Source organism: Stenotrophomonas sp. YAU14D1_LEIMI4_1, from assembly GCF_003086815.1.
Classification (GTDB): Bacteria; Pseudomonadota; Gammaproteobacteria; order Xanthomonadales; family Xanthomonadaceae; genus Stenotrophomonas.
The window spans coordinates 2,345,654-2,359,417 of record NZ_CP025997.1 but is presented as its reverse complement, the minus strand read 5'-3'; the positions used below and the strand labels follow the sequence as shown (position 1 = coordinate 2,359,417).

At 66.1% G+C, this 13,764-nt stretch carries 12 protein-coding genes; 9 read left to right on the top strand and 3 right to left on the bottom strand.

Annotation, left to right across the window (positions count from 1 at the left end; genetic code table 11):
• Positions 1-96: 96 nt before the first annotated feature.
• On the top strand, positions 97-477 hold the full coding sequence (locus tag C1932_RS10975) for a VOC family protein (RefSeq protein WP_108762183.1): 381 nt from the start codon (positions 97-99) through the stop codon (positions 475-477).
• A gap of 138 nt (positions 478-615) precedes the next feature.
• Entirely contained in the window at positions 616-2,595 is a 1,980-nt protein-coding gene (gene betT, locus C1932_RS10970) for a choline BCCT transporter BetT (RefSeq protein ID WP_108762182.1), read from the top strand.
• A 179-nt stretch (positions 2,596-2,774) separates the two neighbouring features.
• Here betT and C1932_RS10965 read toward each other — a convergent pair whose 3' ends face one another.
• Positions 2,775-3,752 (bottom strand): zinc-binding dehydrogenase, encoded by a 978-nt coding sequence (locus C1932_RS10965; RefSeq protein ID WP_108762181.1) that lies wholly within the window; start codon positions 3,750-3,752, stop codon positions 2,775-2,777.
• A 479-nt stretch (positions 3,753-4,231) separates the two neighbouring features.
• Between C1932_RS10965 and C1932_RS10960 the strand changes: the two genes are divergently transcribed.
• The 4 genes from C1932_RS10960 (at position 4,232) to C1932_RS10945 (ending at position 8,448) form a co-directional block, all read left to right on the top strand.
• Positions 4,232-6,544, top strand: coding sequence for a ribonucleoside-diphosphate reductase subunit alpha (locus tag C1932_RS10960; protein ID WP_234412382.1), 2,313 nt, complete (start codon positions 4,232-4,234; stop codon positions 6,542-6,544).
• 72 nt (positions 6,545-6,616) lie between these two features.
• Entirely contained in the window at positions 6,617-7,657 is a 1,041-nt protein-coding gene (locus C1932_RS10955) for a ribonucleotide-diphosphate reductase subunit beta (RefSeq protein WP_108749818.1), read from the top strand.
• Between the two features lie 13 nt (positions 7,658-7,670).
• Entirely contained in the window at positions 7,671-8,150 is a 480-nt protein-coding gene (locus C1932_RS10950) for a flavodoxin (RefSeq protein ID WP_234412381.1), read from the top strand.
• Positions 8,122-8,448, top strand: coding sequence for a thioredoxin family protein (locus tag C1932_RS10945; RefSeq protein WP_108762178.1), 327 nt, complete (start codon positions 8,122-8,124; stop codon positions 8,446-8,448). The genes C1932_RS10950 and C1932_RS10945 overlap by 29 nt, the downstream gene beginning before the upstream one ends.
• A 257-nt stretch (positions 8,449-8,705) precedes the next feature.
• On the opposite strand, the gene C1932_RS10940 is transcribed toward C1932_RS10945, so the two are convergent.
• On the bottom strand, positions 8,706-10,037 hold the full coding sequence (locus C1932_RS10940) for an Nramp family divalent metal transporter (RefSeq protein WP_108762177.1): 1,332 nt from the start codon (positions 10,035-10,037) through the stop codon (positions 8,706-8,708).
• 116 nt (positions 10,038-10,153) lie between these two features.
• Here C1932_RS10940 and mntR point away from each other — a divergent pair, with 116 nt between their 5' ends.
• Entirely contained in the window at positions 10,154-10,624 is a 471-nt protein-coding gene (gene mntR / locus C1932_RS10935) for a manganese-binding transcriptional regulator MntR (RefSeq protein ID WP_108756381.1), read from the top strand.
• Between the two features lie 146 nt (positions 10,625-10,770).
• On the opposite strand, the gene fabR is transcribed toward mntR, so the two are convergent.
• Positions 10,771-11,430 carry an HTH-type transcriptional repressor FabR gene (fabR, locus tag C1932_RS10930; protein WP_108753290.1) on the bottom strand — a complete coding sequence of 220 codons (660 nt, stop codon included), beginning with the start codon at positions 11,428-11,430 and terminating at the stop codon, positions 10,771-10,773.
• Between the two features lie 92 nt (positions 11,431-11,522).
• On the opposite strand from fabR, the gene C1932_RS10925 reads away from it, so the two are divergent.
• Both C1932_RS10925 and C1932_RS10920 read left to right on the top strand, forming a co-directional pair.
• Entirely contained in the window at positions 11,523-12,593 is a 1,071-nt protein-coding gene (locus tag C1932_RS10925) for a ferredoxin reductase (RefSeq protein ID WP_234412104.1), read from the top strand.
• Positions 12,594-12,605: 12 nt separating this feature from the next.
• Positions 12,606-13,760 (top strand): acyl-CoA desaturase, encoded by a 1,155-nt coding sequence (locus C1932_RS10920; RefSeq protein WP_108762175.1) that lies wholly within the window; start codon positions 12,606-12,608, stop codon positions 13,758-13,760.
• Positions 13,761-13,764 lie beyond the last annotated feature (4 nt).

Sequence of the window (13,764 nt, the reverse complement as noted above, 5' to 3'; positions counted from 1 at the left end):
CAGGGCGGTCATCCATGCGCGGAGTGGATCTACCGACGGATTGCGCGGTGTCCTGTGCTGGCGGACACTGGGCTTTTCCGCAACGGAGTGCCCGCCATGTTCAGCCACGTCACCGTCGGTTCCAACGATCTTGCGGTCTCGCGCCGCTTCTACGATGCGCTGTTCGTGGCCATGGGCGGGCGGCCAGGCCTGACAGATGAGGATGGCAAGCTGGTCTACATCAAAGACGGCCGCATGTTCATCGTCACCCCGCCCATCGACGGACAGCCAGCCTGCCACGCCAACGGCGGCACGATTGGCTTTGCACTGGACAGCCCGCAGGCAGTGCACGCCTGGCAGGACGCCGGCATCGGCCAGGGCGGTAGCGCCGTCGAGGATCCCGCAGGCGTGCGCCACAAGGCAGGCCGCCAGCTGTACCTGGCCTACCTGCGCGATCCCGATGGCAACAAATTGTGCGCGGTACACGTGATCGGCTGAAGCGTGCGCTCCCGCGCGCGATAGCACGCCCGGCCTGTCCCCCCGCTGTCAGCGCGCGGGGGCACTTCATGCGGCGTCCACTGCGGTTCAGCCAGACTCGGCCGGCTCATTCTTTGATCGACCGGAGACCGCCGCCCCATGGAAGCACTGGAGCCGCAACCTTCCCCGGTGCGCACCCTACGGCCTGTGTTCGCCTTCGCGGCGATCGTTGTCGTGGCGTTCGCGCTGTTTGTCAGCCTGTTCCCGCTGGGCGCCGGCCGCCTGCTGGTAAAGGCCCAGGACTGGGCCGCGCTGAACGTGGGCTGGTACTACCTGCTGGCCATGACCCTGTATCTGGTGTTCGTGGTCGGCGTGGCGCTATCGCGGTACGGCGGCATCAAGCTGGGCGCCGACCATGACGAACCTGAGTTCAGCTATCTGTCGTGGGCCGGCATGCTGTTCGCTGCCGGCATCAGCATCACTCTGTTCTTCTTCTGCGTTTCCGAACCGCTGACCCACTACCTGCAGCCGCCGCAGGGCAATGCCGCCGCCGGCGAGGCCGGTGCGCGCCAGGCCATGCAGCTGCTGTTCCTGCACTGGGGCCTGCATGGCTGGGGCGTGTTCGCCCTGGCGGCGATGGCAATGGCCTATTTCGCCTACCGCCATAACCTGCCGCTGGCGCTGCGCTCGGCGCTGTACCCGCTCATCGGCAAGCGCATCAACGGCCCCATCGGCTATACCGTGGATGCGCTGGGTATCGTCGCCACCGTGTTCGGCATCGGTGCCGACATGGGCTTTGGCGTGCTGCACCTCAACGCTGGCCTGACCCACCTGTTCAACGTGCCCCACTCCAACCTGGTGCAGATCCTGCTGGTGGTGGCGATGATGGGCGCGGCGGTGGTGGTGGCCGTGTCCGGCGTTGAAAAAGGCGTGCGCTGGATGGCCAACATCAACATGCTGCTGGCCATCGCGCTGGTGCTGTTCATGCTGTGCGCCGGCCCCACGCAGTACCTGCTGAGCACCCTGATGCAGAACCTGGGCGACTACCTGGGCAGCGTGGTCGGCAAGAGTTTCGACGTCTACGCCTACGGCGGGCGGCCGGAATGGCTGGGCGGCTGGACGGTGTTCTACTGGGCGTGGTGGATCGGCTGGGCGCCGTTCGTGGGCCTGTTCATCGCGCGCATCTCGCGCGGACGCACCATCCGCGAATTCGTGTTCGGCGTGCTGCTGATCCCGCTGGGGTTCACCCTGGCGTGGCTGTCGATCTTCGGCAACAGCGCGCTGGACCAGGTGCTGCACCATGGCCAGCAGCAGCTGGCACAGCTGGCGGTGGATGACCCGCCCACGGTGCTGTACGCGCTGCTGGACGGCTACCCGTGGAGCCGCATGGTGATCGCAGTGACCGTGCTGGTCAGCTTCATCTTCTTCGTGACCTCGGCCGATTCCGGCGCGGTGGTGCTGTCCACGCTGTCTTCGCACGGCGGCGCGCCGGAAGACGACGGCCCGCGTTGGCTGCGCGTGTTCTGGGGCACGGTGATCGCGGTGCTGACCGCCGGCCTGCTGCTGGCCGGCAGCATCGACGCGTTGAAGTCTGCGGTGGTGCTGGCCTCGCTGCCGTTCTCGGCGGTGCTGCTGTTGATGATGTGGGGCCTGACCCGCGCCTTCAGTGACGAATCACACCGCGAGCGGGCGCAGCAGTTCCGTCCGTCGCCGTTGATTGGCGATGACCGCCACCACCAGGGCTGGCGCCAGCGTCTGAGCCAGGCCATGCACTTCCCGGTACGCGATCAGGTGTACCGCTTCATGGATGACACGGTGAAGCCGGCGATGGAAGCGGTGGCCGAACAGCTGAGCGGGCAGGGCTGGGAGGTGAGTACGCGCTTCGAGGCCGGCGACATGGAATTGTCGGTGAACCACGGCGAGCAGCAGGACTTCCTGTACCGGGTTATCCTCAGCGGCTATCTGACCCCGTCGTTCGCCGCGCAGCAGCTGCGCAACCAGCGTTATTACCGCGCCGAAGTGCATCTGTTCGAAGGCAGCCAGGATTACGACCTGGTGGGATACAGCCGCAAGCAGATCATCAACGACATCATCAGCCAGTACGAACGGCACCTGCAGTTCCTGCATCTGAGCCGGTGATGGGGTAAGGCCGCCGGGCATGGCCCGGCGCTACCGGCGTGCATGATGCTTGGTAGAGTCGAGCTTGCTCGACTGCTTCTGGCAACGTCAGTCGAGCAAGCTCGACTCTACGGGCTCGCGCGTGGGCCGGCGTTATCGGTCATGCACGAACGCCGGGCATGGCCCGGCGCTACCGAGGGTCAGGGGCGCAGCAACACTTTGCCGCCGCGGCCGGGCTTGCCGCTGGCGGTCACGGCGGCGGCGACATCGTCCAGTGCGAAGACACCTTCCACCGGCAGCTTCAGTTCGCCGCTGGCCGCGCGCTGCAGCAGCTCGCCCACCAGCCGGCGCTTGTCTTCCACCGCCATCGCCTGGCTGACCTTGCTGCCCCAGAAGCCCTTCACCGTGGCCTGCTTGAAGATCACATCGCCGGACGGAATCTGCATCGGCTCGCCGGTCATCGAACCGAACGACACCAGGGTGCCGCCGTCACCGAGCAGGCCCACCAGATCGCCGGCGGCCGTGCCACCCACCGAATCGACCGCGGCGGTGGCGCCGGCATCGCCCAGTACCGCGCGTACCGCATCCTTCCAACCATCGCTGGCGGTGGAGAACACATGGGCGATGCCCAGTGCGGCCATCTCCTGCACGCCGGCATCGCGCCGCACCAGGTTCACCACCGGAATGCCGCGAGCGGCGGCCAGCATTGCCAGGGTCTTGCCCACCGCGCCATTGGCGGTGTTCTGCACGATCCACTGGCCCGGTTCCACCTGCAGGTATTCCAGCAGGATCAGCGCACTCAGCGGCATGGCGATCAACTGCGCGGCGGTTTCATCGGCAATCGCCTCGGGCATCGGAATGACCATGCGCGCCGGGGCGATGAACGCTTCGGACCAGGTGCCGTGCACCGACGCGGCGGCCACGCGCTGGCCGATCTGCAGGCCCTGCACGCCGTCGCCCAGCGCGTCGATGGTGCCCAGGCCTTCGCTGCCACCGATGGCCGGCAGCGTCGGCTTGTAGCCGTACTGGCCGCGCACGGTCCACAGATCGTGGTTGTGGATCGGCGCCAGTACGGTGCGGATGCGCACCTCGCCGGGGCCGGGAACCGGCAGGTCGGCGTCACCGGCGGCCAACACAGTGGCCGGATCGCCGAAGGAAGAGTGCAGGGCTGCGCGCATGGGGAAGGTCCTGTGGAAAGAGAGATCTGATCTGGGGCCAGCGCCGCTGGCGACAAGCGTTGGTGTGTGCAACACCGTATCCTGCGACCGTTCGTCGCGACACGGCGTGATTACCGCATCTTGTGTTGACGATCTTCCGCATCCCCACTATGTTGTGGCCGTCACTCCCGGTCAGCCGCCGCCGCCGGGCGATGCAACAGACGTCCCGCGGCCCGCCCCTGATGGCTTGCCGTGTCGACGCGGCCGCCTTCGTGCGGACCCAGGTCGCCCCCACGGTCCGGATACCGGCCGCAGGCGCAGGCACATGCCGACGATCTGGTGTTCCCGCGCATGGGCATCCCCAACCGACAGCCCCGTGCGCCGGTATCGCGCTCTGGGCCGCCACGGCGCTGCACGTTGTCCGCGTGCAGGCCTGGAGACGCACCACCATGAACGACACCCCCTATCGCACGGCCGATCTGGCCGGCGCCGGCGAAGCCATGTCTGCCGGCGGCGAACAGGTACCGACCTGGATCAGCAAGGAAGCCGGTAACCGTCGCCTGCCGTTCGACGCCGAGCGCCTGCAGCGCAGCATCGACAGCATCCACGCCGAGTTTCCGCAGCTGGACGTGGCCGACTACCGGCGCGTGGTCCAGGCGATGGTCGAGCGCAAGCCCAGCATCAGCGCAGACGACCTGGTCGACCTGCTGATCCGCGAAGCCGAATCGCGCGTGGACTTGACCGCACCGGAATGGGAGCAGTTCGCCGCCCGCCTGTACCTGCGCCGCCTGTACAAGCGCGCCAGCCGCAACCGCTTCTACGATGTAGCGCTGAAGTACGGGTCCTTCGTCGGCCTGCAGGAAAGCCTGGCAGACCGCGGCGTGTACAGCAACGATGTGCTGCGCTGCTATTCGAAGGAAGAACTGCAGCAGGCCGGGCAGATGATCGATCCCGATCGTGACCGCCTGTTCGCTTACAACGGCCTGTATCTGCTGGCCACGCGCTACCTGGCCACCGACCGCACCCGCGAGGTCTACGAACTGCCGCAGGAGCGCTGGCTGACCATCGCGCTGTACCTGATGCAGGACGAAAAGCCCCGTGAGCGGCGCATGCAGCTGGTGGGCGAGGCCTACTGGGCGCTGTCGAACCTGTACATGACCGTGGCCACGCCCACCCTGGCCAACGCCGGCAAGGTCGGTGGCCAGCTCTCCAGCTGCTTCATCGACACGGTGGACGACAGCCTGCAGGGCATCTATGACTCCAACACCGATATCGCCCGTGTTTCAAAGCATGGCGGCGGTGTGGGTGCGTACCTGGGCTACGTGCGCAGCAGCGGCGCGCCGATCCGTGGCGTGCCCAATTCGTCGGGTGGCGTGGTGCCGTGGATCAAGCAGCTCAACAATACGGCCGTGTCGGTAGACCAGCTTGGCCAGCGCAAGGGCGCGGTGGCGGTCTACCTGGATATCTGGCATCGCGATATTGAAGCGTTCCTGGACCTGCGCCTGAACAATGGCGACCAGCGCCTGCGCGCGCATGATGTGTTCACCGCCGTGTGCGTGCCGGATCTGTTCATGGAAGCGGTGGAGCGCCGCGCCGACTGGTACCTGTTCGATCCGCACGAAGTGAAGCAGGCCAAGGGCTGGTACCTGCAGGACTTCTACGACGAGCAGCGCGGGCAGGGCAGCTTCCGCGACCGCTATGCCGAACTGGTGGCCGATGAACGCATCAGCCGGCGCACGGTGAAGGCCATCGATCTGTTCAAGCGCATCATGCTCAGCCAGCTGGAGACCGGCAACCCGTTCCTGTTTTACCGCGATGAAGTGAACCGGAAGAACCCGAACAAACATGCGGGCATGGTCTATTCCAGCAACCTGTGCACCGAGATCCTGCAGAACATGAGCCCCACCCGGATGATCCAGGAGATCGTCAGCGGTGACCAGATCGTGACCACGCGCCGGGCAGGGGACTTCGTGGTCTGCAACCTGTCCTCGATCAACCTGGGCCGGGCGATCACTGCGCCGGACGATTTGTTGGCCAGCGATGTGCTGGAACGGTTGATTCCCATCCAGGTGCGCATGCTGGACAACGTGATCGACCTGAACGCACTGCCGGTGCCGCAGGCCACCATCACCAACCGCAAGTACCGCGCCATCGGCCTGGGCACCTTCGGCTGGCACCACCTGCTGGCGCAGCAGGGCGTGCACTGGGAATCGCCGCAGGCCGAAGCGCTGTCGGACAGCCTGTTCGAGCGCATCAACTTCCTCACCATCCAGGCCAGCGCCGCGCTGGCCCAGGAAAAGGGCAGCTACCCGATGTTCGCCGGCAGTGACTGGCAGACCGGGCGCTACTTCCGTGATCGCCAATACGCCGGCGAAGGCTGGGACGCGCTGGCGCAGACCGTGGCCACGCAGGGCCTGCGCAATGGCTGGCTGCTGGCGGTGGCGCCGAACATGAGCACCGCGCAGATCGCCGGCTCCACCGCCTCGATCGACCCGATCTACAGCGCGTTCTATTACGAGGAAAAGAAGGATTTCCGCCGTCCGGTTGCCGCCCCGGGGCTGTCGCTGGACACCTGGCCGTACTACGAAAAGGGCGCCTACAAGGTCGACCAGTTCGCCAGCGTGCGGCAGAACGCGCGCCGCCAGCGCCATGTGGACCAGGCCATCAGCTTCAACTTGTACGTGCCCAGCAGCATCCGCGCCAGCACCCTGCTGGAACTGCACCTGAGCGCGTGGCGCCTGGGCCTGAAGACCACCTACTACGTGCGCTCCAACGACATCGACGTGAGCGAATGCGAGTGGTGCTCCAGCTGATCGGCGAGCGCATCGCGCGGCCACCGCACATTCCGCCGGGCGTGGCCCGGCGCTACCTTTGCAGGAACGACCATGGCAACTCCGCTCGACCGTATCAAGATCCTGGAACCCCGCCACCCCAACCGCAGCACCGGCATCATCAACGGGCGCACCAGCGGCATCCTGAACTGGAACGACATTCCGTACCCCTCGTTCTATCGCGCCTACAAGGAGCTTTCCACCAATTTCTGGATTCCTGACGAGGTGGACATGAAGCTGGACGCGCGCCAGTACGGCGAACTGTCCGGCCGCGAGAAGAACGCCTACGACTCGATCATCGGCCTGCTGGCCACGCTGGATTCACCGCAGACGCGCTTCATCTACAACGTGGCCGAATACATCACCGACCCGGCCGCGCATGCCAATGCAGCCATCATCGGCCAGCAGGAGGTGATCCACAACGAGAGCTACAGCTACGTGCTGGCCTCGATCACCGACCTGCCCAACCAGAACCGCATCTTCGAAATCGCCCGCACCCACCCGACCATCATCAAGCGCAACGCGCCGATCATGGGCGCGTATGACGATTTCATGCGCGAGAAAACCGCCGAGACCCTGCTCAAATCGCTCATCCAGTCATCCATCCTGGAAGGCATCAACTTCTATTCCGGCTTCGCGTACTTCTACAACATGGTGCGGCAGAACCGGATGACCGGCACCGGCAAGATCATCAGCTTCATCAACCGCGACGAACTGGCCCATACCAAGTTCATCAGCGAACTGATCCGCGCCATCATCGGTGAGAACCCGGAGCTGCAGACCCAGCAGCTGAGCGACTACGTGCATGGCGCCTTCCAGCACGCCATCGAACTGGAAACGCAGTGGTCCAGTGAAGTGCTCGACGGCATTGATGGCATCGACGTTGACGAGATGGTGCGCTACGTGAAGTACCGGGCCAACAAGATGGCCGGCATGCTGGGCATCGAGCGCCTGTACAGCGATACCACCGACAACGTGATGCCCTGGATCAAGGCCTACGCCGACAACTTCACCGAAACCAAGACCGACTTCTTCGAGATGCGCAATGCAAGCTACAAGAAGACCAACGTCGACAACGGCTTCGACGATCTGTGAGCCGCGCGGCGCGCTGCGCATCCTGATCGTGGTGGCTTCGCTCAGTGGCAACACGCGCGAACTGGGGCGGATGATCGCCGGCCACTGCCGCGCGGCGGGGCACACCGTGTATTGGCAGGAGGCCGATGCAGCGGATCCGTCGCAAGCACTGGCCGCAGACCAGGCCGATCTGGTGCTGCTGGGCAGCTGGACCGACAACGCCGGGCGCACGCCCTCGGAAATGAAGGCCTGGATTGCCGCCACCGCCGAGCGCGGGCCGCGGCCGGCGCGGGTGGCGGTGTTCGGCACCGGTGAAACGCAGTGGGGGCAAGAATACTACTGCGGCGCCGTGCAGCGCTTGATCCGCTATTTCAACAGCACCTATCCGCCGCTGCGGATTGAACAGATGCCGCATGGTGAACGCCACGCCGCTGCCGTCGCCGAATGGACCGCTGCGGTCCTGGCGCATTACTGGAGTACCGCCGATGCAGATCATCAACGCCACCACGCCTGAACAGTTCCAGCAGTTGCTGGCCGAGCACCCCCGGGTGCTGGTGGATTTCCACAAGGACGACTGCCCCGGCTGCCGCATGCTGGACATGTCGCTGCATCGGGTGGCCACCAGCGCGGCCGGGCAGGGCACCACCCTGCTGCGGGTGCAGCTCGAAGCGGTCGGTGAAGCCTTCTTCCGCCAGTTGGGCCTGCGGCAGACGCCCACGCTGTCGTTGTTCCGTGATGGTGACGAGCAGGCACGGCTGCCCGGTTTCCAGTCACCGCAGCAGATTGAAGCCGCGATTGCACAGCATCTGTAACCCCAATCGGCTGGGGTCGCTTTTGTAGAGTCGAGCCGTGCTCGACTGCTCCGCGCGCTATGGACGATGAGTCGAGCATGGCTCGACTCTACAAGAGCATCCACGCATGGCGTGGATCTGCCGGGGTCGGATCCGCGCTTCGCGCATCCGCTTTGGTAGAGTCGAGCCATGCTCGACTGCCCTTCGCGCGATGGACGATGAGTCGAGCATGGCTCGACTCTACAGGGGCATCCACGCATGGCGTGGATCTACCGGGCTCAGCCGCCGGCGAAGGTGTCCACCAGCAGCTTCACGTTCAAGCCCACGATCAGCAGTGCGATCACCCACGCGGTGCCGCCCAGCCAGCGCGGCGCCACCAGGGCGCCCATCGTGGCCTTGTCGGTCACCAGCCGCACCAGCGGGATGATCGCGAACGGCAGCTGCATCGAAAGCACCACCTGGCTCAGCACCAGCAGCTTCACCGCGCCCTGGTCGCCGAACAGCACGATCACCACCACCACCGGAATGATCGCCAGCAAGCGGGTGATCAGCCGCCGCAGCCAGGGCGGCAGGCGCAGGCGCAGGAAGCCTTCCATCACGATCTGCCCGGCCAGGGTGGCGGTCACCGTGGAATTCAGGCCCGAGGCGAGCAGGGCCACGGCAAACAGGGTCGATGCCAGTCCCACGCCCAGCATCGGTGCCAACAGTTGATGTGCCTGCTCGATGTCTTCCACATCCAGACGGCCGTTGGCATGGAACACCGCCGCGGCCAGGATCAGGATGCTGGCGTTGATGAACAGCGCCAGGGTCAGCGCGATGGTGCTGTCGGTCACCGCCCAGCGCAGCGCACTGCGGCGCCCTTCATCGGTGCGCGGGTAGGCGCGGGTCTGCACGATGGACGAATGCAGGTACAGGTTGTGCGGCATCACCGTGGCGCCGATGATGCCGATGGCGATGTACAGCGCGTGCGGATCGGTCACCACCTGGGCGCGCGGAATGAAGCCGCCCAGCACCTCCATCACCGGAGGCGCGGCCAGCGCGATCTGCACCAGGAAGCAGCCGAAGATGATCATCAGCAGGGCGATCACGAACGCTTCCAGTGCACGGAAGCCCCGGTTCATCAGCAGCAGCACCAGCAGCGTGTCCAGCGCGGTGATCACCGCACCCCACAGCAGCGGCAGATCGAACAGCAGCTTCAGGGCGATGGCCGTGCCGATCACCTCGGCCAGGTCGCAGGCGATGATCGCCGCTTCGCACAGCGCCCACAGCGCCAGATTCACCGGCTTGGGGTAACGCGCGCGGCAGGCCTGGGCCAGGTCCATGCCGGTGGCGATGCCCAGCCGCGCCGACAGCGCCTGCAGGATCACCGCCATCAGGTTCGAAATCAGGATGATCGACAGCAGCAGATAGCCGAAGCGCGAGCCGCCGGCCAGGTCGGTGGCCCAGTTGCCCGGGTCCATGTAGCCGACCGACACCATGTAGCCCGGGCCAATGAAGGCCAGCAGGCGGAACCACCAATGGCCCTTGTCGGGTACGGCCACCGACGCGTTGAGCGCGCCCAGGCTGGCCGCAGGGGCGGCCGGGGAGTCGGTTTGCGCGACAGTGCTCATGGGTGCAATATAGCCACTGCTATACCGATTAGCAATGTGAAACAATCGTCTTTACCTTGTCACTGGTCCAGAATTCAGCTTCGAATACAGGCATAACTGGAAGGGCGGGCAGACGCGTGCGCAGGAAGGACGATCCGACAACGGCAAAAGCCACTCCCTTGATCGAGGCCGAGCGCCAGGTCGAGAGCTTCCGCCAGGTGCGCGAGGCACACCGGATGGAGCTGGTGGAAGACTATGTCGAATTGATTTCCGACCTGCTGGCCGACGGCGGTGAAGCCCGCCAGGTCGATATCGCCACCCGCCTGGGCGTGGCCCAGCCCACCGTGGCCAAGATGCTGCGCCGGTTGGCGCGTGATGGCTGGGTGGTACAGCGGCCTTACCGTGGCGTGTTCCTGACCCCGGAGGGCGAGGCGCTGGCCCATGCCAGTCGCCAGCGCCACCAGACCGTGGAGCGCTTCCTGCTGGCGCTGGGTGTCGATCCGGATACCGCCCGCCGTGATGCCGAGGGCATCGAGCACCATGTGAGCGAACAGACCCTGGCGTTGTTCGAAGCCTTCGTGCGCAAGGCCGAAGGCGGGGCGGCCTGACAGCGATCGAGCGGGGTCAGAGCCGTTTCCTGCGGAAACGGATCCGACCCCGGTAATTCCCCGCAGTAGATCCACGCCATGCGTGGATGGCTTTCGCGTTCAGGGGTCAGAGCCGTTTCCGGTGGAAACGGATCCGACCCCGGCACTTACCGGCCGCGGCGGAACGCGGCCGGGCTGCGGGCGCCGACGATGATCATGCGGATCATCGTGGAAATCTGTTCGATCAGTTCCGGGTCTTTTTCCGGCGGCAGGTCCATGGCGGTGGCGCCCATGGCGAACACCAGCCGGGTGATGGCGGTGGCCACCAACTCCGGCTTGTACAGCTTGGCGCCATCCAGCGCGGCCAAGCGCACCAGGTCGTGCTGCAGCTCTTCTTCGAAGTAGTGCAGCTCGCGTTCCACCGCGTGCTTGAAGTCGTCCGACCCCACCGCGCCCTCGCGCAGCAGCACGTGCAGCAGCTTGTCGTCGGCGCGCAGCTGTTCCATGAAGGTTTCCACCGACACCCTTACCACGCTGGTCGCGCTGGAGGTGGCGCGCTGGCGGGCCTCACCAATGATGGTGCGCAGCGAGCGCCCGGCCACATCGATCAGCGCCACGGCCAGTTCGTCCATGTCGCGGAACTGGCGGTAGAAGCTGTTGGGCGCAATGCCGGCTTCGCGCGCCACTTCGCGCAGGCTGAGCGTGGACAGGCTGCGGTGCGGGCCGATCAGTTTCAGCGCGGCGGCCAACAGATCTTCGCGGCTCACCGTGCGGCGGGCCGGGCTGTTGGCATCTTCGGGCGGCGTCAGGGCGGTGGCAGCGGCCATGGGACTTCCGGAGGGGCAAGGCTGAATCATACCCAATCCGGTTCAATATACACATGTATACACAGGTGTATGTGCGCCCGTATAGTGGCCCCATGAGCGCCGTCATCCGTCCGTCCCTGTTCTCTCCGTACCGCTGGCTGTCGCCGTCGCTGTTCGATTTCTGGGCGGGCCAGCTCAATCCGCTGTGGACCCTGCGCGAGCCCCTGGCCCGCCTGGTGCGACGTGAACCGGCCGGGGAGGGCGCCACGACCCTGGTCCTGCGCTGCAACCGGCACTGGAAGGGCATGCGTGCCGGCCAGCACATCACCCTGGGCGTGGAGCTGGGTGGGCGCATCCTGCGCCGCAGCTACAGCCCGACGATGATCGGGCGCCGCGAACTGGCCATTACCGTCAAGGGCGTGGAAGGCGGGCAGGTCAGCCAGCACCTGCTGCACCACGCGCGCCCGGGCGATCTGTTCCGGCTGGATGCCGCCTTCGGCGATTTCCACATGCCTGCCGCGGCGCCGGTGCTGTTGCTGGCCGCCGGCAGTGGCATCACCCCCATGCGCAGCCTGTTGCGCGAGGCCTGCCAGCGCCCGTTGGCGGCGCCGGTGGATCTGTTCTATTGGGAACGCACGGCGGCAAGCCAGCAGTTCCGTGATGAACTGCAGGCGCTCGCCGCGGCCACCCCGAACCTGCGCGTGCACCTGCTGACCACCCGCGAGGGCGATGCCCCGGCTGCGCGCATTGATCGCCACACGTTGGTGGTGCCCGGTGATGACACCCCGCTGGCCCAGCGCCATGTACTGGCCTGCGGCCCGGACGGTTTCGTCGCCGCCGCGCGTGCGCGTCTGGCCCACCAGGTGGCTGGCTTCCAGGCCGAGGCCTTCACCCCGCCGGCGCCGATCACCGGCGCCGACAGCGAGGGCGAAGTGGCCCTGACCCTGGCCCGCAGCGGCCGCCAGCTGAAAGTACCGCGAAACCGCTCGCTGCTGGAAAGCCTGGAAGCGCAGGGCATCAAGCCCAAGCACGGCTGCCGCATGGGCATCTGCAATACCTGCACCTGCGAAGGCGTCAGTGGCGGCACCCGCCACCTGCGCACCGGCGAAACCCAGTCTGGCCCGGCCGCACCGGTACGGATCTGCGTGAGTGCGCCGACCACCGACCTGACTTTGGATCTCTGAGGAACCGTTGCCATGACCCGCGCTACTGACCGTGCCCTGAGCCCCGTGGAGATGGATGCCTTCGGCAGGGAACTCGACGCGATCCGCGACCGTGTGATCGGCAGCCTGGGCGCGTCCGACACCCGCTACATCCGCCGCGTGGCCGCTGCCGTGCGCTGGTCCGGCGTGCTGGGTCGTGGCCTGCTGTTCCTGGGCGCGTTCTCGCCGCTGTTCTGGGCGCCGCTGCTGTGGCCGGCCTGCATTGCCGGCACGCTGCTGCTGGCGCTGGCCAAGATCCTGGAAAACATGGAGCTGGGCCACAACGTGATGCACGGCCAGTACGACTGGACCGGCGACCCCAAGCTCAACGGCAACACCTACGAATGGGACATCGTCGCCACCGGTGACAACTGGCGCAAGACCCACAATTTCCGCCACCACACCTACACCAACGTGCGCGGCATGGACGATGACATCGGCTACGGCCTGCTGCGCATCTTCCCCGAACAGCGCTGGAAGCCGTTCTACCTGCTGCAGCCGATCATCGCGCCGATCTTCGCGCTGCTGTTCCAGTGGGGCGTGGCCGCGCAGGACCTGCGCCTGGGCCGTTGGTTCAAGGGCCGCATCAGCAGCCGCGCCATGTGGCTGCAGACCCGCCCGGTGGCGCGCAAGATGCTGCGCCAGGTGCTGAAGGACTACGTGTTCTTCCCGCTGCTGGCCGGCCCGTTCTTCCTGCCGGTGATGCTGGGCAACCTGGTGGCCAATGGCCTGCGCAACATCTGGACCTACGTCATCATCTTCTGCGGCCATTTCACCGCCGAATCGGAAACCTTCCCCAAGGAATGCCTGCGCAATGAATCGCGCGGCCACTGGTACCTGCGCCAGCTGCGCGGCTCGTCCAACATCAGCGGTGGTTTCATCATCAACGTGCTGTCGGGCAACCTGAGCCACCAGATCGAACACCACTTCTATCCCGATCTGCCGGCCAACCGCTACGCGACCATTGCCAAGGAAGTGAAGGACATCTGCCGCCGCTACGGCCAGCACTACAACAACGGCTCGCTGCCGCGCCAGTTCGGCCAGGTGGTCTGGCGCATCCTGCGCCATGCCTTCCCCAGCAAGCCGCGCCGCCTGCCGCTGGCCGACATCCTGTCGCCGCCCAGCCCGACGCCGGCCAACGCGGGCTGATCGC

Excerpts from the sequence above, each read along its gene's own strand:
- C1932_RS10940 (WP_108762177.1), bottom strand. The coding sequence starts at position 10,037 with ATGAGCACTGTCGCGCAAACCGACTCCCCGGCCGCCCCTGCGGCCAGC.
- C1932_RS10925 (WP_234412104.1), top strand. The coding sequence starts at position 11,523 with ATGAGCGCCGTCATCCGTCCGTCCCTGTTCTCTCCGTACCGCTGGCTG.
- C1932_RS10960 (WP_234412382.1), top strand. The coding sequence starts at position 4,232 with ATGTCTGCCGGCGGCGAACAGGTACCGACCTGGATCAGCAAGGAAGCC.
- C1932_RS10920 (WP_108762175.1), top strand. The coding sequence starts at position 12,606 with ATGACCCGCGCTACTGACCGTGCCCTGAGCCCCGTGGAGATGGATGCC.
- betT (WP_108762182.1), top strand. The coding sequence starts at position 616 with ATGGAAGCACTGGAGCCGCAACCTTCCCCGGTGCGCACCCTACGGCCT.
- C1932_RS10965 (WP_108762181.1), bottom strand. The coding sequence starts at position 3,752 with ATGCGCGCAGCCCTGCACTCTTCCTTCGGCGATCCGGCCACTGTGTTG.
- fabR (WP_108753290.1), bottom strand. The coding sequence starts at position 11,430 with ATGGCCGCTGCCACCGCCCTGACGCCGCCCGAAGATGCCAACAGCCCG.
- C1932_RS10945 (WP_108762178.1), top strand. The coding sequence starts at position 8,122 with ATGCAGATCATCAACGCCACCACGCCTGAACAGTTCCAGCAGTTGCTG.
- C1932_RS10955 (WP_108749818.1), top strand. The coding sequence starts at position 6,617 with ATGGCAACTCCGCTCGACCGTATCAAGATCCTGGAACCCCGCCACCCC.
- C1932_RS10975 (WP_108762183.1), top strand. The coding sequence starts at position 97 with ATGTTCAGCCACGTCACCGTCGGTTCCAACGATCTTGCGGTCTCGCGC.